The organism is Peribacillus sp. (assembly GCF_059453735.1).
In genome coordinates, this window is record NZ_JAZVJO010000042.1 from 1 (window position 1) to 18,884 (window position 18,884).

General features: G+C 40.8%; 21 protein-coding genes. 20 read left to right on the plus strand and 1 reads right to left on the minus strand.

What is annotated here, in order from left to right; genetic code table 11:
* Positions 1-549: sporulation protein YpjB (locus tag AC52RT_RS01295; protein ID WP_495539079.1), on the plus strand; the 549-nt coding region annotated here is incomplete at its 5' end.
* A 53-nt stretch (positions 550-602) separates the two neighbouring features.
* Positions 603-1,283: a zinc metallopeptidase gene (locus tag AC52RT_RS01300; protein ID WP_495539080.1), complete on the plus strand. Its 681-nt coding sequence runs from the start codon at positions 603-605 to the stop codon at positions 1,281-1,283.
* 49 nt (positions 1,284-1,332) lie between these two features.
* On the opposite strand, the gene AC52RT_RS01305 is transcribed toward AC52RT_RS01300, so the two are convergent.
* A complete protein-coding gene (locus AC52RT_RS01305) occupies positions 1,333-2,205 on the minus strand; it encodes a YitT family protein (protein ID WP_495539081.1) in 873 nt (290 codons plus the stop codon).
* A 172-nt stretch (positions 2,206-2,377) separates the two neighbouring features.
* Here AC52RT_RS01305 and AC52RT_RS01310 point away from each other — a divergent pair, with 172 nt between their 5' ends.
* The 18 genes from AC52RT_RS01310 to AC52RT_RS01395 all read left to right on the plus strand — a co-directional run bounded on the left by AC52RT_RS01310 (position 2,378) and on the right by AC52RT_RS01395 (position 18,790).
* Entirely contained in the window at positions 2,378-2,737 is a 360-nt protein-coding gene (locus AC52RT_RS01310; RefSeq protein ID WP_495539082.1) for a nucleotide pyrophosphohydrolase, read from the plus strand.
* A complete protein-coding gene (gene dapB, locus AC52RT_RS01315) occupies positions 2,724-3,524 on the plus strand; it encodes a 4-hydroxy-tetrahydrodipicolinate reductase (protein WP_495539083.1) in 801 nt (266 codons plus the stop codon). The genes AC52RT_RS01310 and dapB overlap by 14 nt, the downstream gene beginning before the upstream one ends.
* 11 nt (positions 3,525-3,535) lie before the next feature.
* A complete protein-coding gene (gene mgsA / locus AC52RT_RS01320) occupies positions 3,536-3,961 on the plus strand; it encodes a methylglyoxal synthase (protein ID WP_495539084.1) in 426 nt (141 codons plus the stop codon).
* Positions 3,948-4,646, plus strand: coding sequence for a bacillithiol biosynthesis deacetylase BshB1 (gene bshB1 / locus AC52RT_RS01325; RefSeq protein ID WP_495539085.1), 699 nt, complete (start codon positions 3,948-3,950; stop codon positions 4,644-4,646). Before mgsA ends, bshB1 begins: the two co-directional genes overlap by 14 nt.
* Before the next feature lies 1 nt (position 4,647).
* Complete coding sequence (bshA, locus tag AC52RT_RS01330) at positions 4,648-5,775, plus strand: N-acetyl-alpha-D-glucosaminyl L-malate synthase BshA (RefSeq protein WP_495539086.1); 1,128 nt, start codon at positions 4,648-4,650, stop codon at positions 5,773-5,775.
* Between the two features lie 26 nt (positions 5,776-5,801).
* On the plus strand, positions 5,802-6,992 hold the full coding sequence (locus AC52RT_RS01335; protein WP_495539087.1) for a CCA tRNA nucleotidyltransferase: 1,191 nt from the start codon (positions 5,802-5,804) through the stop codon (positions 6,990-6,992).
* A complete protein-coding gene (locus AC52RT_RS01340) occupies positions 6,977-7,966 on the plus strand; it encodes a biotin--[acetyl-CoA-carboxylase] ligase (protein WP_495539088.1) in 990 nt (329 codons plus the stop codon). Before AC52RT_RS01335 ends, AC52RT_RS01340 begins: the two co-directional genes overlap by 16 nt.
* Before the next feature lie 266 nt (positions 7,967-8,232).
* Positions 8,233-9,069 (plus strand): 3-methyl-2-oxobutanoate hydroxymethyltransferase, encoded by an 837-nt coding sequence (gene panB / locus AC52RT_RS01345; RefSeq protein ID WP_495539089.1) that lies wholly within the window; start codon positions 8,233-8,235, stop codon positions 9,067-9,069.
* The gene (panC, locus tag AC52RT_RS01350; RefSeq protein ID WP_495539090.1) at positions 9,066-9,911 is read left to right on the plus strand and encodes a pantoate--beta-alanine ligase; all 846 of its coding nucleotides are present in this window, start codon (positions 9,066-9,068) and stop codon (positions 9,909-9,911) included. The genes panB and panC overlap by 4 nt, the downstream gene beginning before the upstream one ends.
* Positions 9,912-9,932: 21 nt before the next feature.
* The gene (gene panD, locus AC52RT_RS01355; protein ID WP_495539091.1) at positions 9,933-10,316 is read left to right on the plus strand and encodes an aspartate 1-decarboxylase; all 384 of its coding nucleotides are present in this window, start codon (positions 9,933-9,935) and stop codon (positions 10,314-10,316) included.
* Between the two features lie 147 nt (positions 10,317-10,463).
* Positions 10,464-13,238 carry an ATP-dependent DNA helicase DinG gene (gene dinG / locus AC52RT_RS01360; RefSeq protein ID WP_495539092.1) on the plus strand — a complete coding sequence of 925 codons (2,775 nt, stop codon included), beginning with the start codon at positions 10,464-10,466 and terminating at the stop codon, positions 13,236-13,238.
* Positions 13,239-13,371: 133 nt separating this feature from the next.
* On the plus strand, positions 13,372-13,542 hold the full coding sequence (locus AC52RT_RS01365) for a YpmA family protein (protein ID WP_081704985.1): 171 nt from the start codon (positions 13,372-13,374) through the stop codon (positions 13,540-13,542).
* A 14-nt stretch (positions 13,543-13,556) separates the two neighbouring features.
* Complete coding sequence (locus AC52RT_RS01370) at positions 13,557-14,033, plus strand: cell wall elongation regulator TseB-like domain-containing protein (protein WP_340846225.1); 477 nt, start codon at positions 13,557-13,559, stop codon at positions 14,031-14,033.
* Positions 14,034-14,051: 18 nt separating this feature from the next.
* On the plus strand, positions 14,052-15,248 hold the full coding sequence (locus AC52RT_RS01375) for a pyridoxal phosphate-dependent aminotransferase (RefSeq protein WP_495539093.1): 1,197 nt from the start codon (positions 14,052-14,054) through the stop codon (positions 15,246-15,248).
* 183 nt (positions 15,249-15,431) lie between these two features.
* Positions 15,432-16,724, plus strand: coding sequence for an asparagine--tRNA ligase (gene asnS / locus AC52RT_RS01380; RefSeq protein WP_495539094.1), 1,293 nt, complete (start codon positions 15,432-15,434; stop codon positions 16,722-16,724).
* A gap of 163 nt (positions 16,725-16,887) precedes the next feature.
* Positions 16,888-17,580: a DnaD domain-containing protein gene (locus AC52RT_RS01385; RefSeq protein ID WP_495539095.1), complete on the plus strand. Its 693-nt coding sequence runs from the start codon at positions 16,888-16,890 to the stop codon at positions 17,578-17,580.
* Between the two features lie 17 nt (positions 17,581-17,597).
* On the plus strand, positions 17,598-18,254 hold the full coding sequence (nth, locus tag AC52RT_RS01390) for an endonuclease III (RefSeq protein WP_495539096.1): 657 nt from the start codon (positions 17,598-17,600) through the stop codon (positions 18,252-18,254).
* Positions 18,251-18,790: a YpoC family protein gene (locus AC52RT_RS01395; protein WP_495539097.1), complete on the plus strand. Its 540-nt coding sequence runs from the start codon at positions 18,251-18,253 to the stop codon at positions 18,788-18,790. The genes nth and AC52RT_RS01395 overlap by 4 nt, the downstream gene beginning before the upstream one ends.
* The last annotated feature ends 94 nt before the right edge of the window (positions 18,791-18,884 follow it).

Genomic DNA, 18,884 nt, shown 5'->3' on the forward strand with positions numbered 1-18,884 from the left:
GTCGCGTATGACGATGCGGTGCAGGCTGTTACGAATAAGGACATGCCTGATGCAGAAAGAGTCCAAGCTGTTACTAAGTTGAGGCTGGCAATGGATGCAGTTGAGAAAAATCATGATCCTTTGTGGACAGCCCTAGAAGAACAGGTTATGACTACCTTTGTTGAATCAAAGTCTGCGCTTGTTCACGATGATTCTGATCAATTTCAGATGCAAATTAATCAGTTGACAGCGCTTTATGACATGCTTTATCCTAGTTTGAAAATGGATCTATCACCGGAGACTTTCCAAGAGCTGGATGCTAGGATGAACTATATCACTACGTATCAGCCAGTCTTGTTTACGGATAAAACAAGCCTTAAGGAATTGGAAGTATTGGAACAGGATTTTAAAACGATCTTTGATCAGACGGAAGAAGACGATGCGGATCCATCACTATGGTGGGTAATTATTACAACAGGGAGTATTATCATTAGTACATTATCTTATGTCGGTTGGAGAAAGTATACGGGTACCCGCTTTGGAAAAACCCGAAAAGAACAAGATGATTGACACCCCTCGCTGCAATACATACAATGAAGATAACCACATAATAGGAGGGTACAATGGCGTTTATAATCTACTTTGCGATCATTATTTTAATCCCCTTATTTGCTCAGGGGAAAGTGAAAAGAACCTTTAACAAGTATTCGAAGGTGGCTTCCTCTACTGGAATGTCTGGAGCGCAGGCAGCTCGGAGAATTTTAGATGATAATGGTTTATATAATGTTTCTGTTGAGGAAGTTTCGGGTCATTTAAGTGATCACTACGATCCTCGCACGAAAACGGTTCGACTGTCTACTAGTAACTATCATGGTCATTCTCTTGCGGGTGTTGCTGTGGCTGCTCATGAAGTGGGGCATGCCATTCAGGATCAGCAGAATTATTCATTTCTTCGGGTACGTCATGCGTTAGTTCCAGTTGCTAATTTAGGATCAAATGCTTCGTGGATATTAATTATGATTGGAATCATTGCTTCCATTCCCAATCTGTTATTACTGGGTATTGTCTTTATGGCAGCTGCAGTAGTCTTTCAACTCGTTACCCTGCCCGTGGAATTCAATGCTTCATCGCGAGCGATGAATCAGGTTGTCTCACTTGGGATTATCAGGAATGATGAAGAGCGGGATGCGAAGAAAGTATTAAATGCCGCAGCCCTTACTTACGTAGCAGCAGCACTTGTTGCTGTCCTTGAATTAGTCCGACTTGTGCTCATGTATACGGGTATGTCAAGAAGTGATAATTGATCAAAAAAAGGAAGACCTATGACAGGTCTTCCTTTTTTTGTTTATGCATTCAGCGCTGAATAGGGTTTTTATTTTCATCGTGAGTAAAGCCTTCACCTAAGACGTCATGCACTTCACTCATCGTGACAAAAGCATGTGGATCTACGGAGGTGATGGCGTTACGCAGTCGGACAATTTCATTTTTCCCGACAACACAATAAAGGACTTCACGGTCTGTTTTTGTAAAGGAACCGTATCCCCTTAAAACGGTAACCCCACGATCCATTTCCTTCATAATTTTATCGGCAATTTCAGTGTTTTTGTCACTAATAATCATAGCGCCCCTTGCCGCATAAGCCCCTTCTTGCATAAAGTCAATTACTCGAGCACCAATAAACACAGCTACAAGTGTATACATGGCTTCGCGATATCCGAGGTAGGTAATAATTGAGAGTCCGATTACACAGGCATCGAATAAGAACATGGTTCGTCCCATTCCAAGACCAAGGAACTGATGTGCTAAGCGAGCGATGATATCAACACCGCCTGTGGTTCCGCCATAACGGAAGATGATTCCCAGTCCAACTCCGACGAAGATTCCGGCAAATAGGGCAACAAGCATCAAATCATCGCCAAGCTGGATGGTGAATTGATACCGTTCGAATATCCATAACCAGACCGAAAGTCCAACTGTGCCAATGACCGTATAGATAAAAGAAATACGTCCGAGGTATTTTAGACCAATAATAAAAAGAGGTACGTTTAATAGAAGGTTCGTATAGGAAGGGTTAATCCCAATTTTTTGATATATAATCAGAGTAAGACCGGTGAAGCCTCCTTCTGCTAAATTATTTTGCATATTAAAATGAACGAGACCAAAGGCGAAGATACCGGCCCCTAGAAGAATGAAGAATACATTTTTAAATCGTATGCCTTTCAACATATGTAATTAGCCCCCAGATATGATAAGTAGAATATTGTCGCTTTTCCTATTATATAGGAACAAAATGACCTCGGCAATATTGGCCGTTTTTGCGTAACGGTTGTCTTTCGACGAGGTTTTAGCTAACATATAGATGATTAGAGCAAAGTATAAGTCAGGGCAGGTGCATATAGTGGAGAAACGAAAGACAGTACAAGAATTGCAAACTGAAGTAGATGAATACATAAGTCAATTTAAGGAAGGGTATTTTTCGCCTCTCGCTATGCTTGCGAGAATGACAGAGGAACTGGGTGAGCTTGCAAGGGAAGTTAACCACTATCATGGGGAAAAACCAAAAAAGGACTCAGAGGATGAAAATACGGTCGCAGAAGAATTAGGCGATATGCTGTTTGTATTAATATGCTTCGCTAATTCCTTAGGTATAGACCTAGAAAAAACGCATGATTCTGTGATGCACAAATTTACTACTCGAGACAAAGATAGATGGACTAAAATTAAGGATGAAGGAGACATTACCGATGAAGACAATTAAAATTATTGTAGCAGGACCCCGGGGCAGGATGGGCAAGGAAGCTGTTAATTTAGTTCAAGAAACGGAATCATTTGAACTGACTGCAGTAATTGACCATAAAAATGACGGGGGGAATTTAGAGAACATTCCAGGATTTGCTGGGATTAGTGCGCCCATTTACTCGAATATTGAACAATGTTTTTCTTCAGTAGAATGTGATGTGCTGATTGATCTTACGACTCCTGAAGTGGGCATGTATCATACAAAAACAGCACTGACATATGGTATTCGTCCTGTTGTAGGCACGACAGGTTTCAGTGCTGAGGACTTAGAAGAATTAGAAGGCTTGACTAAAGACAAGGGAATTGGCTGTATTATTGCTCCCAACTTTGCGGTTGGAGCAGTCTTGATGATGAAATTTTCACAAATGGCAGCTAAGTATTTTCCGGATGTTGAACTGATAGAAATGCATCATGACCGCAAACTGGATGCTCCATCAGGAACGGGAGTTAAAACGGCAGAGATGATTAAGCAAGTTAGAGATACGAAACAACAAGGACACCCAAACGAGAAAGAGACCATTCAAGGTGCAAGAGGAGCCAATATAGATGGTATGCATATCCATAGCGTCCGCCTGCCGGGGTTAGTAGCTCATCAGCAAGTTATGTTTGGAGCAGACGGTCAGCTGCTGACAATCCGCCATGACTCGTTTACCCGGGCATCCTTCATGTCTGGCGTTAAGCTTTCCGTTGAAACGGTTATGAATATTGATACACTTGTCTATGGTCTTGAAAATATCATTGAATAGGAGATGTACCTATGAAAATCGCGCTAATTGCCCATGACAAGAAAAAAGATGAACTCATTCGTTTTGTTACAGCGTATCGGGATGTTTTTGCGAAACATGACTTATATGCAACAGGAACAACGGGTAAAAGAGTGATTGCCGAAGTTCAATTAGACGTTTTCCGTTTTAATTCCGGCCCTTTAGGCGGTGACCAGGAAATTGGAGCAAAAATTGCTCGGAATGAAATGGATATGGTTCTCTTTTTCCGTGATCCGTTAACTGCGCAGCCGCATGAGCCTGACGTAACGGCATTAATTCGACTAGCGGATGTATACAATGTTCCGCTTGCAACAAATATGGGAACAGCAGAGGTACTGGTAAAAGGATTAAGTGAAGGCTTTATGGAATGGCGAGAGCTGATTGAAGACAAAGGAGAAATCAAGAATGACGAAGTATGATATTCTGGCATTTGGTGCGCATGCAGATGATGTAGAAATCGGCATGGGCGGTACACTGGCTAAATATGCTGAATTGGGAAAGAAAATAATCATTTGTGATTTAACAAAAGCCGATTTATCGTCAAATGGAACGGTTGATTTACGACTGAAGGAAGCTGCTGCTGCAGCAACTATACTAGGTGTAGAACGTATAACGCTTAATATACCTGACCGTGGATTATACATAAACGAAGAAAATTTACAAAAAATTACGGCTGTTATCAGAAAATATAAACCTGCACTTGTCTTTGCTCCCTATTATAAAGATCGTCACCCAGATCATGGGAATTGTGCGAAGCTCGTTGAAGAAGCTGTCTTTTCAGCAGGTGTGAAGAAGTATGCACAAGAGACTGGTGCTGCTCACAGAGCAGACAATATTTATTTCTATATGATTAATGGTTTTCACAAACCGGACTTTGTTATTGACGTCACCCATTCTATAGACAAGAAGCTAGGGAGTCTGCGGGCCTATCAAAGTCAATTTGAAAGAAATGGTGAGGCTGTTGATACACCGCTGGTGAACGGATATATTGAGACGGTTGAGGCAAGAGAACGTTTATTTGGGAAAGAAGTCGGTGTATCATATGCAGAAGGCTTCAAGACTAAAAAACCGATTCTGCTATCTAATGATTTACTAGGAGAGTAATATGACAATGAAAATAGGCATTACTTGTTATCCAACCGTAGGAGGATCTGGTGTAGTCGCTACAGAACTAGGAAAACTTCTAGCGGAAAAAGGACATGAAATCCATTTTATTTCCTCGGGGCTGCCCTTTAGGCTGAATAAAATGTACCATAATATATACTATCATCAAGTGGAAGTTAGTTCGTACTCGGTCTTTCAATACCCACCGTATGATTTAGCGTTAGCCAGTAAAATAGCCGAGGTGATTAAACGAGAAAAGCTGGATATCTTGCATGTTCACTATGCGATACCGCATGCCGTCTGTGCAATTTTGGCTAAACAAATGGCTGGTACAGATGTTAAAATCGTCACCACGCTTCATGGAACCGATATAACCGTTCTTGGCTATGATCCTTCCTTAAATGATTTAATAAAATTCGGAATTGAAAAATCTGATGCGGTTACAGCCGTTTCGAATGCCCTGGTTGAACAAACCATTGAAGTCATAAATCCCGATAAAACGATTGAAACAGTCTATAATTTTATTGATGAACGAGTCTATCAAAAGACGGACTCAAACCATTTGCGCCAAGAGTACGGAATACTAGATCACGAAAAAGTAGTTATACATGTATCCAATTTTAGAGGCGTAAAGAGAGTACAGGATGTGGTAGCCTCTTTCGCGAAAATTCAGGAAGCGGTGCCTTCAAAATTATTGTTAGTTGGTGATGGCCCTGAAATGACACCTGTCTGTAAATTAGTCAGTAAACTCGGTCTTGACGATCAGGTGTTGTTTTTAGGAAAACAAGATAAACTCGAGGAACTTTACTCATTAAGCGACCTGCTATTACTGCTTTCAGAGAAAGAAAGCTTTGGTCTTGTGTTGTTGGAAGCCATGGCTTGTGGTGTTCCCTGTATCGGCACTAATATTGGCGGGATTCCCGAAGTAATCATCGACGGTGAAACCGGTTATATTTGCGAGTTTGGCAATGTTGATGAAGTGGCAGAAAAATCGATTCAGCTTTTGACAGATTCTGCACAACACCATGCCTTTTCAGAGGCAGCAATGAGCCTGGTGGAATCCTCGTTCCGTTCAGAAACGATCACGGAAGAGTATTTAGCTATTTATAGAAGGATTTTGGGCAAATGAAATAAGAAAAAAAGCGAGGTACAGACATGAAAGGTCCGTTTTTACAGGCTGCACCTTTACTAGTTGAAATTGAAAAAGCCGGGTTTGAGGCTTTTTTTGTTGGTGGTTCAGTCCGCGATTTTCTTGCTGGCAGGGAAATTAATGACGTTGATATTGCTTCTTCAGCTACACCTGAGGAAATAAAGGGAATCTTCCCAAAAACAGTTGATGTCGGTATTGAGCATGGAACGGTTCTTGTGCTTTTTGGAGGAGATTCCTATGAAATTACTACCTTCCGAACAGAGGCTGGATACAGTGATTACCGACGTCCGGACCAAGTACAGTTTATCAGGTCTTTAGAGGATGATTTAAAACGAAGGGACTTTACGATGAACGCAATGGCCATGGATAAGGATGGCACCGTATATGATCCGTTTAATGGAAGGGCGTCTATTCAGAATCGAGTCATTACAGCGGTCGGAAATCCTGATGAACGATTTGGGGAAGATGCACTCAGAATGATCAGGGCCATTCGGTTTGTCAGTCAACTCGGTTACCGGCTTGAAGAATCGGTGATTGCATCCATTAAGAACAATGCAGCCTTGCTTAAAAATGTTTCAGTAGAGCGGCTCCTAGTTGAATTTGAGAAGATTCTAAATGGCCCAAGACAAAAGGAAGCGATTCACCTTTTAATTGAAACTGGTTTATATCAAAGTCTGCCTGGCTTACAAGATGAAGCAGAGGCACTTAAGGTATTTAATTCATTTGATATGGAGCTTAATTTGTATGAGCGATGGACAGTGCTGGTATTGACAATTCAACCGCCCAATGTAGAAGCCTTTTGCCGAAGCTGGAAAATGCCCGTGTTGTTAATGAAAGACATTAAGCGTACCGGAGATCTTATTAGAAATCATTCTGGGTTCTGGGATGATGAATTCGTTCTTTTTTCTGCTGGTCGTGCGGGTGCTCAAAGTGCAGCCCGTGTACAAGCGGTACTCGAAGCACGAGATCCCTCTGCAGCAGCGGAGCATGCTGCAATGAATCATGACAAGCTTGTCATTAAAACGATAAATGAACTGGACGTTAACGGCCGGGATTTATTAGCGTGGTCTTCAAAAAAACAAGGCCCATGGATGAAGCAGGCATTGGAATCAGCTCTAAAAGCAGTTCTAACCGGGGAAACTGATAATAACAAAGCAGCAATAAAGGAGTGGCTGGAGCAGTGCAATCTGATTTAAGAAGCAAAGTAATGGAGGCCTTTTCAAGAGCAGAGGGAGAGTTTGTTTCCGGTCAGGAAATGGCTGATTATATTGGCTGTTCTCGTACGGCGGTCTGGAAACATATTGAAGATCTTAGAAATGATGGGTACATCCTAGAAGCCGTTCGGCGTAAGGGCTATCGATTACTATCGGTCCCAGAAAAAGTAAGCGCCAATGAAATCCAGATGGCTTTAGAGACTAAACGGTTAGGAAGAGTCATTCATTACGAGGAACGTGTAGATTCTACTCAGAAGATTGCTCATTCTTTAGCCAATCATGGAGCCGTTGAAGGTACATTAGTTGTGGCTGAGGAGCAGACGACCGGGAAAGGAAGACTTTCGAGAAACTGGCACTCTCCAAAATATACGGGTGTTTGGATGAGTTTGCTCTTACGTCCGAAAATCCCTTTTTACGAAGCTCCTCAGTTAACCCTGCTTGCAGCAGTAGCAGCTGCTCAAGCAATTGAACGGGTGACTACATTACAGCCAGAAATTAAATGGCCGAATGATTTATTACTAAATGGAAAAAAGATCACTGGAATTTTGACTGAGCTTCAGGCTGAATCAGATCAAATTCATTCTGTGATAATCGGAATGGGGATTAACGCGAACTTAACCACTATTGATTTCCCACAGGAACTGGAAGATATTGCGACCTCTCTTTTTATTGAATCGGGGCAACTTGTTTCACGAGCTAAACTAATTGCGGAAGTGCTCTTGTGTTTTGAAACGTTATATGATCGCTATCTGATTGAAGGCTTTACACCGATTAAGTCTCTCTGGGAGAGTTATGCGATGAGTCTCGGTAAAGAAATTAAAGCAACGATGCTAAATGAAACAGTGATTGGAACAGCACTAGGGATAACAGATGCAGGTGTTTTACTCCTTGAAGACAAACAGGGGAAAGTCCATTCTATTTATTCTGCTGATATCGAAATTCCTCCTAACAAATAATAGAATATTGCGTAATAAATTGTTATAATACGTATGGGCAGTATCGGAAGAACTGCACCTGACTAAAACCAATACCTAAAAAAATTTCTGCCTTGATCCAATGATTTGGACGGGGACGGAGGGATGAAAGCATTAATAAAAAAACAAGAGACTGACTTACATGATCGAACTTATTCTCGTTTAGTTTTTTAATGACTAATGAGGTGGGTTCTATATGAGTCGGTCTCTTTTTTAGTTCATCTCCCTCTAAAAAAGGAGGAAGTAAAATGAAACGTTCGGGACATTTTTTGAAGATGAAGCAAAATGATGAAAAAATAGTTATGTTGACAGCTTATGATTATCCTTCTGCTAAGCTTGCGGAGCAGGCTGGTGTGGATATGATTTTAGTTGGAGATTCCTTAGGAATGGTTGTTCTCGGCTATGAATCAACGATTCCAGTGACCGTTGATGATATGATCCATCATACTAAGGCTGTGAAGAGAGGAGCACCTGATACGTTTGTCGTCACAGATATGCCTTTTATGAGTTATCACTCCTCACTAGAGGAAACCATGAAAAATGCAGCGAAAATCATCCAGACAGGAAATGCCGATGCCTTAAAGCTTGAGGGAGCAGATGAAGTGCTGGAAAAGATATCCGCCTTAACGAAAGCAGGCGTACCTATTATTGCGCATCTCGGTTTAACTCCACAATCAGTGGGAGTTCTTGGCGGTTACAAGGTTCAAGGCAAAAGTGCGGAGACCGCTAAGAAATTAATTGAGGATGCCAAAAAATGTGAAGAGGCCGGGGCTATCGCTCTTGTACTGGAATGTGTGCCGCATCAAGTGGCAAAATTAGTTACCGAGACATTGAACATTCCAATAATAGGAATTGGCGCAGGTGTGGATACAGACGGACAAGTCTTGGTTTATCATGATGTCATCAATTATGGTGTAGACCGTGTCGCTAAATTTGTTAAAACATATGAAAATGCAAATGAGTTGATTAAACAGGCTCTGGAGTCGTATGTTTCAGAGGTTAAAACAAGAGATTTTCCAGCTTTACAGCACTCATTTACCATGAATGATGAAGAAGTCAACGCGCTATATGGGGGGAAATCATGAAGATCATCACCACGATTACTGAATTACAGCAAAATATTAGAAAAGATAAGCAAAAGGGTAAGACAATTGGTTTTGTGCCCACGATGGGGTTTCTTCATGAGGGCCACCAAAGTTTAATTAAGCAAGCTCGAGGGGACCACGATACGGTCATAGTAAGCATTTTTGTGAATCCGCTGCAGTTTGGTCCTAATGAAGATTTTGAGTCGTATCCAAGGGATAGGGACCGTGATGCAGCGGCAGCTGAAGAAGCGGGAGCAGATTATATGTTCTGCCCAACAGTAGCTGAGATGTATGGCTCAGAATCCGTGGTAAAAGCTACAGCTGTAAAACGGACAGAGGTCCTTTGCGGCAAGCGCAGACCTGGCCATTTTGATGGCGTGGTAACCGTTTTAACGAAACTATTTAACATAACCACACCTGATACCGTTTATTTCGGTAAAAAGGATGCACAGCAAGTAGCAATCGTCGACGCATTGGTAAGAGATTTCAATTTTCCAATAAAAATCTCTGCAGTTGATACAGTCCGTGATGAAGATGGCTTGGCTAAAAGCTCGCGCAATGTCTATCTTCTTAACAAGGAACGCGAGGAAGCGAAGGAATTATACCAAGGGCTCTTGCTGGGTAAAGAAGCCATTGAACGTGGAGAACGACAAACAGATACGATTATAAAGATTATTAAAGAACATATTGAAACTACGACCAGTGGAGAAATTGATTATATTGAACTATATCAGTATCCTGAATTAACGTCTCTGGAAACTCTATCGGGAACGATTTTAGTTGCACTTGCTGTGAAATTTCAAAAAGCAAGATTGATTGATAATTTAATTCTATCCATTTAAGATCATCAAGGGGGATTCCAGATGTTTCGCACAATGATGAACGGAAAAATACACCGTGCTCGTGTCACAGAAGCCAATTTAAATTATGTCGGCAGTATTACCATTGATGAAGATATCCTTGATACAGTTGGGATACTACCTAATGAAAAAGTAGCGATAGTTAATAACAACAATGGAGCTCGCTTAGAAACGTATACCATTGCGGGTGAAAGAGGCAGCGGAGTCATTTGCCTGAACGGTGCAGCAGCACGACTTGTTCAGCGTGATGATATTGTCATTATCATTTCATATGTCATGGTAGCAGAAGAAAAAATTCATACTCACAAACCAATTGTTGCAATCATGAATGAAAAGAATGAGATAGTTGAGATCCTGTCACATGAACCTGAAGCAACAATTAAATAAAAAAATGGGGAAATGATCAAGGCACAGAATGCCTTGGTGATTTCCTTTTTTGGTTGACCTTATTTTCTTTATTACCGGAATTATGGTATAAAAACATAAGGAACAAGTGAGTGAAGCTTCAAGTGAACTATTAGAGGTGTACAGAAAATGGCGCAACGCTATGTGGTAATAGATTTAGAAACGACCGGTAACTCTCCTAAAAAAGGAGATCGAATTATTCAATTTGCTGCCGTCGTCATTGAAAATGATAAAATTGTTGATGAGTATTCTACCTATCTGCAGCCAGAACAAAGTATTTCCATTTTTATTGAAGAATTAACGGGAATAAATAATGATACAGTCAAGGATGCCCCTTTATTTGAAGAGGTCGCTGAACGAATTTGCGCACTGTTAGAAGGCGCTTGTTTTGTGGCGCATAACGTTCTATTTGACCTCTCCTTTTTGAAGGAAGAACTTGAACGCTGCGGGTATGAACCGTTTTACGGATCAACCATTGATACAGTTGAACTTGCAAAAATACTAAAACCAACAGCGGATGGTTACAAGCTCAATCAATTGGCAAAGGAAGAGAATCTAGAGCATCCACGTCCACATCAAGCAGACAGTGATGCCTATGTAACGGCATTACTGCTATTGCAGTTGAAGAAGAAACTATATTCGCTGCCAGTTATGACCTTGAAGAAATTATCTAAACTGTCATATTCTTTGAAAAGTGAAATAGCTGAATTAATTGATGAATGCTTAACGGTTAAACTTTCAAAAGCAGAGCTGCATAATCCAGCAATTGAAACATTTCGCGGCTTAGCCTTTAAAAAGGTCCAACCAGCGATAGCTAATAGTGAAAGTATTCCGGAATTTCCGTTTAGCGAGAAAGAAAAAGTAGACCGGATGAAGAAAGCTTTTCCAGAATTTGAAGCTAGAAAAGGTCAATTGGCAATGATGGATACAGTCTATCATTCCTTTGTTCAGCAACAGCACAGTATTATTGAAGCTGGAACTGGGATAGGGAAATCACTTGGTTATTTGCTGCCAGCAGCTTATTTTGCCAAACAGCAGGATACACCTGTCGTAATCTCTACGTATACCTTACAGCTGCAAGAACAGCTGCTTTCGACAGAGGTGCCTAAATTAAAGGAAATCCTTCCTTTTTCCATTCATGTTGTTTTATTGAAAGGAAGAGCCAATTATCTTAGCTTGGCTAAATTTGAGCGGGCTCTTCGGGGGAAAGAAGATAATTATGAAACCGCACTAACGAAAATGCAAATTTTAGTTTGGTTGACGGAGACTGAAACCGGAGAAAAGGATGAACTCCATTTAACAAGCGGCGGAGAGCTTTTCTGGAACAGAATTAAGAGTGACGGATTTACTTCTCCAGATCTTCAAATCCCTTGGAAGTCAAAGGATTTTTATGAAAAAGCGAAATTGGTCGCGTCTAAAGCGGATATCATTGTAACAAATCATGCTTTTTTAATGGCGGATATTATGTCTAGTAACCGGATTATACCGGAGGGCTACTTAGTATTAGATGAGGCGCATCATATCGAGCAAGCAGCATCAAAATACCTTGGAAAGCGATTAAATTATATTTCGGTCAAAACCATGCTTAATCGTCTGGGAACATCGGATCAAAAGCAGCTGTTAAGAAAGCTTGAAAAGATCCTTAGTAATAAAGGGATTACACCTGAGCGTACGAGCAGTTTTATTGACGGAAAGCTTAATGACTTTATGTATGAGTTCGAGCAATTATTTCAAGTGCTATCATCAGAGGCAAATAAATCAGGAAAGTCCAGTGGTCCCCATCGGATTCCGTTAAAGATCAAGGACGTGAAGGAATGGCAGGGGATTAGTTTTCTGGTTGAAAGGCTTATTGATAATCTTTCAGACATCAAGAAGACATTGTTTGATCGGATATGTATGTTAAAAAACGAAGAACTCACTAAAAATGAATTGTTCTATATGAACGATGTAGAACTGTTGATCAGCGGGATGAACGAGATTATTCAGTCCTTAGCTGAATTCTTTATTCATCCGAGTGACCAATCAATCTACTGGATTGAATTTACCAAATCCGTTCCGCAGCATGGAATTACTTTATCTTCGCAGCCAGTATCAGGGAATAAGATCCTTTGGGATTCGTGCTTTGTTCACCAAAAGAGCGTCATTATGACGTCAGCGACACTCTCTGTAAAGGACACGTTTAGCTTCTTTATTGAACAGCTCGGGATGCAGAGCATTCCTGTTCACACCTATAACTTTCCATCGCCTTTTAAGTATGAGGAAAATGTCAGGGTTCTTGTCGCAAGCGATATTCCAGAGGTTAATACTATTTCTGCAGATGAGTATGCTATTGCGGTAGCCAGACATATTATTGCGGCAGCACAAGCGGCCAATGGAAGAATGATGGTACTATTTACTTCTCACGATATGCTGCGGACGACTTATCAAAAGGTTAAAGCGACAGGCTTTTTGCAGGAGTTCACTTTGTTTGCACAAGGGTTAACCGGCGGCAGCAAAATGCGTTTGCTCCGCAATTTCCAGAACTTTGATAAAGCCGTGCTTTTCGGTACCACAAGCTTATGGGAAGGAGTAGACATACCTGGTGAGGATCTTTCCTGTCTAGTTATTGTCAGATTGCCTTTTTCACCGCCTGACGATCCCATAATTCAAGCCAAATGCAACCTCTATTCACGTGAAGGAAGAAACCCTTTTTATGCCTATTCGCTTCCTGAAGCGATTCTGCGGTTCCGTCAGGGGTTCGGCAGACTGATCCGGACAAGTACGGACCGCGGGGTTCTGCTCGTTTTAGATCGAAGAATTATGACTTCTTCTTATGGATCAGAATTCCGTCAGGCCATTCCGCCTGTAGAGTGGCTGGAAGTAAATGAGGAAGACATGACTTATCGGATTGAAGAGTGGATTTAGTGTTTCCGAGAATAGGCAAAGAAATAGTAACGGAAACCAGTAAAAACTGCTATAATATGATAAGCAGTAAGGGCAAAGAAACGTTGCTGTTACTGCTTCAATAGTTTATTTAGGTGTTAGGGGGTGCTTCTTAATGGAAAACAAGATTGAGATTATTTCAACGGTTAAATTGCAGCATTCACCTGAATTATATAAAGTAGTTGATGCATTGAACCGCACATTGAAAGACCGTGACTTAATGTTCGGATTAGCTCTAGATTCTGAAAACCAAGAAAAAGCGATATTCACGATTTATCGTACATAGAAAGAGTGACTGCCTTGAAAAAATGGGTAATTATTTTTACTATCGTTGTCCTTTGTATTATCGGAACGATTGCCGGTGTATATGTGAATGCGATGGGTCCCAAAAAAGAAGCATCGACGGAAGCCTTCAACAAAGCAAAGCAAGAAGGCGAACTTGTCACTATGGATAGTTTTTATATGTATAATGGCGAGGAAACGTTCTCTGTAGTGGTTGGAGAGAATGCTGATAGGGAAAAGATGGCTGTATGGATTCCCGAAGATGATAAACAGAAGATTAAAGTAGAAAAGTATAGTGATGGAAAGTCTAAGGAAGAAATCCGTAAGATTGTCGTCAAAGAACATGCACCAGAAGAAATCATTTCCATTAAACTTGGAATGGAGCGCAATGTTGCGCTTTGGGAAGTAACCTATATAGATAAGGCGAACCGCTATAATTATGATTATTATGATTTTAAAACAGGCGAGTGGCTGAAATATTACCGAAGCATATAGAATTGGAGGCTTTTTTTCATGACAAAGTTAGCAAGCCGGGTACAGGCATTAACACCATCTTCAACATTGGCTATTACGGCAAAGGCGAAAGAGCTTAAGGCACAAGGATACGATGTAATTGGTCTTGGAGCCGGAGAGCCCGATTTTAATACGCCGCAGCATATTATCGATGCAGCCGTTAACTCGATGAATGAAGGACAGACAAAATATACCCCATCTGCAGGGCTTCCTCAGTTGAAAGCAGAAATTGCTAAAAAGCTGAAAAGAGACCAGGGCTTGGAGTATAAACCATCAGAGATCATTGTCGGTTCCGGTGCTAAACATGTTTTATATACCTTGTTCCAAGCAATACTCGATGAGGGAGATGAAGTAATCATTCCCACTCCTTATTGGGTAAGTTACCCTGAACAAGTAAAGTTAGCATTGGGGACTCCCATTTTTGTTACTGCGTCAGAAGAAAATAGCTTTAAAATTACTGCACAGCAGCTTGAAGAAAGTATTACATCTAAAACAAAAGCAATCATTATTAATTCTCCAAGTAATCCAACAGGCATGCTCTATACGAAAGAGGAGCTTCAAGAGCTTGGCGACGTTTGTTTGAAGCATGATATTCTCATCATCTCTGACGAAATTTATGAGAAACTAGTTTATCAAGGAGCAAAACATGTGTCCATTGCTGAACTTTCACCGGAATTAAAGCATCAGACGATGGTCATAAATGGTGTATCAAAATCACATTCTATGACAGGCTGGCGTATCGGCTATGCTGCTGGTAATGAAGTGATTGTGAAGGCCATGACGAACTTGGCAAGCCACAGTACATCAAATCCAACAACTACTGCCCAGTACGGTGCCATCGCAGCTTATGCGGGCACACAGGAACCTGTAGAGGAAATGCGCAAGGCTTTTGAGCAGCGCTTGAATACAATCTATGATCAATTAACTGCTATACCAGGGGTAACTTGCTTGAAGCCTCAAGGTGCTTTTTATCTATTTCCAAATGTGAAGCAAGCCGCAACGGCTGCAAATTTTGCAACGGTTGATGAGTTTGCTGCTGCTTTGCTTGAAGAGGCATTGGTTGCCGTGGTTCCTGGATCTGGGTTTGGCGCACCTAATAACATGCGCTTATCTTACGCAACGTCTTTAGAACAGCTGGAAAAAGCTGTTGGAAGAATAAGCACATTTGTTTCTGAGAAAATGGCACAGGTTCGATAATATAAATTCTAGTTCATGGCCGTTTCCCTTACGTTCAAGGGATCGGCCATGAACCATTTTTACTGCTGTTATCAGGGATAATAGGAAAAAAATACAAATAATATATTTGCCTGATATTGTCGGTAAATGTATAATGAATAAGTAAATTCCTAAGTATTGTAGCATTTTGGAGGGAAACTAATTTTGAAAATTACAATAAAAGAAGTAAGTAAATACCTTAATCAAGAAGTAGTCATTGGGGCTTGGCTGGCTAATAAACGATCCAGCGGAAAAATAGCGTTTTTACAATTACGAGATGGCTCAGGTTTCATGCAAGGAGTCGTCGTAAGAGAAGAAGTGGGCGAAGAACTATTTGCTCGTGCTAAATCACTGACGCAGGAAACATCTATGTATGTTACCGGAATCGTGAAGAGTGATGAACGTTCACCTTTTGGATATGAACTTCAAGTTACAAATGTAGAAGTCATTCATGAATCTGTTGATTATCCAATTACACCAAAGGCGCATGGTCCGGAATTCTTGTTAGACAATCGTCATTTATGGCTTCGTTCTAAGCGTCAACATGCTGTAATGAAAATCCGTAATGAAATCATCCGTGCTACATACGAGTTCTTTAATCAAGAAGGTTTTGTAAAGGTTGATCCGCCGATTTTGACAGGAAGTGCACCGGAAGGAACCACAGAATTATTTGCGACTAAGTATTTTGATGAAGACGCGTTTCTTTCCCAAAGCGGTCAATTATACATGGAAGCAAGTGCGATGGCACTAGGTAAAGTATTTTCATTCGGTCCAACGTTTAGAGCTGAAAAGTCTAAAACAAGACGCCATCTGATTGAATTTTGGATGATTGAACCAGAAATGGCTTTCTATCAGCATGAGGACAGCCTGCAAGTTCAAGAACAATACGTATCTTTTATCGTTCAATCTGTATTAAAAAATTGTCAGCTTGAATTAAATACACTTGGCCGTGATCTAACCAAGCTAGAACAAATTCAGGCTCCATTCCCGCGTATTACTTATGATGATGCATTGAAATTCTTACATGAAAAAGGGTTCGACGATATTAAATGGGGCGATGATTTAGGCGCTCCGCATGAAACGGCCATTGCGGAAAGTTATGATAAGCCGGTATTTATTACTCATTATCCTACATCCCTTAAGCCTTTCTATATGCAGCCGGATCCTGAGCGTGAAGAAGTTGTTCTTTGTGCCGATTTAATTGCCCCAGAAGGATATGGAGAAATTATCGGCGGTTCAGAACGTATTCATGATTTAGCGCTTATGGAACAGCGGATTGCCGAACATGGTCTAAGCCCTGAAGCTTATAACTGGTACTTGGAGCTGCGTAAATATGGTTCTGTACCTCACTCAGGTTTTGGTTTAGGACTGGAACGTACGGTCGCTTGGATCAGCGGTGTTGAGCATGTGCGTGAAGCGATTCCATTCCCGCGTTTATTAAACAGACTTTATCCATAATGAATCTAAAGGCTGTCGAGGACCCTCGACAGCCTTTAGATGTTCCTTTGACAAGAAATCCACTCGCAGCGGGCAAGTTAAAGTTTGTAAGAAATTTACCAATTTGATTTCACTTCAATGCCCAAAGACATTCATGTTATACTGTGTATGAGGTGCCGTAAACATGATAAAAGATAAATTATATAATTGGTTTAAAGAAGGGTCACTTACGATTCCTTCCGTTTTGTTAACTCATTATTCGAAAATGGGTCTTGAAGAAAAGGAAGTTATGCTGCTTTTACAGCTTCAGAACTTCATAGATAAGGGAGAGAATTTCCCCGCTCCTTCACAAATTGCTGACCGAATGACATTTGAAGAATCAGAATGCCTGTTTATGATTCAGCGTCTCATCCAGCGAGGATTTGTTATGATTGAAGAGGAAGTTGATCGTACAATAGGGGATGAACGATACTCATTACAGCCTTTATATGAAAAAATGATTACCAGTTACTTAGTAAGTCAAAAACAAGAAGAAGCGGTTCAAGTCCAAGTGGAAGGGGAAAGCCTCTACACAGTATTTGAACAAGAGTTTGGCCGTCCACTGTCACCCTTTGAATGTGAAACCTTAGCTATGTGGCAAGATGATGAGCATCATCCTGATTTAATTAAAGGTGCACTAAGAGAGTCCGTCATTTCTGGGAAAATTAATTTCCGATATATTGATAGAATCCTATTTGAATGGAAGAAAAACGGAATAAAAACGGTAGAGCAAGCAAAGGCTCAAAGTCAGAAATTCAGATCTTATCAAAAGCGCGAAAAGAAACCGGATAATCAACCAGTGAAGGACGTTCCATTTTATAATTGGCTTGAACAATAAGGAAAAAGGAGATTGTTATGCTGAATAAAAGCCAGATTCGCTATTGTTTGGATGTAATGGGAGAGTTGTTTCCTGACGCCCATTGTGAGTTAAATCACTCAAATCCATTCGAGCTGGTCATTGCAGTTGCATTATCTGCTCAATGCACGGATGCTTTGGTCAATAGAGTGACCGAACACCTATTTCAAAAATATAAAACCCCAGAAGATTATTTAAGTGTACCCCTGGAAGAGCTTGAAAATGATATCCGGTCGATTGGGCTGTATCGGAACAAGGCAAAAAACATTCAAAAGATGTGCCGTATGCTGATCGATGAATATGATCGTGAAGTACCACGTGATCGGGATGAAATGACCAAGCTTCCTGGTGTAGGAAGAAAAACAGCAAACGTAGTGGTTTCAGTTGCTTTTGGAGTACCGGCGATTGCTGTTGATACGCATGTAGAACGGATCAGCAAACGACTCGGGATTTCTCGATGGAAAGACAGTGTAACGGAGGTTGAAACGGTCCTGATGGCTAAAATTCCTAAGGAAGAATGGTCCGTCGCTCATCATCGGATGATTTTCTTCGGTCGATATCATTGTAAGGCTCAATCTCCTCAATGTCCTGTTTGTCCTTTACTTGATCTTTGCCGAGAAGGCAAAAAACGTATGAAAAAAGCAGGTAGTATATGACAAGGCTTTTTCCTCTTCCTGAGGAACTTACCCATCCACTCTTTTTTTCTGAAGATACGGTGTTCGTTAATCGTGAAGAAAGACTGCAGTGGAAGGGAGATGCTGAATATATCCGCTTTCCCTATGAAGTTCTTTATTATCAGAACATAGAGGGCAGCCGTCCATGGGAAGAACCACATGAAGCGATCGTATGGATGTTTACAGAGTGGCGGAAGATCAGCGGGAAATCTGCTCAATGCTTTGCAGAACGTAATCTTCAGGAAGCCCTGCCGTTTATGAAAGCGGGAATTAGTTTGTTTCTAACCTGTATATTCTGGATGAATAACCATCCAGTTCGTTTAAAGGAATTGGAGGAACAGATGGACAAGCTCATTAATCAACCACTTAATCTAAAGGAAAGAGCTTCGTTCATACTTCTAAGACCTAACCATTACTCATCGTATATTCAGTTAAAGGAACTTATGACTGAAATTGAAAAGCAATACTACAAGTTTGCAGCATTACAGAAAGCAACAAAAAGGAAAAACAAAGAATAATAGTTTCATCAAAAAAGTGCCCAAGCTTACTAAGCTGCGGGCATTTTTTTAATGAGGAATAAAACTCTATTAAAGGTAACATACAAAAAAAATG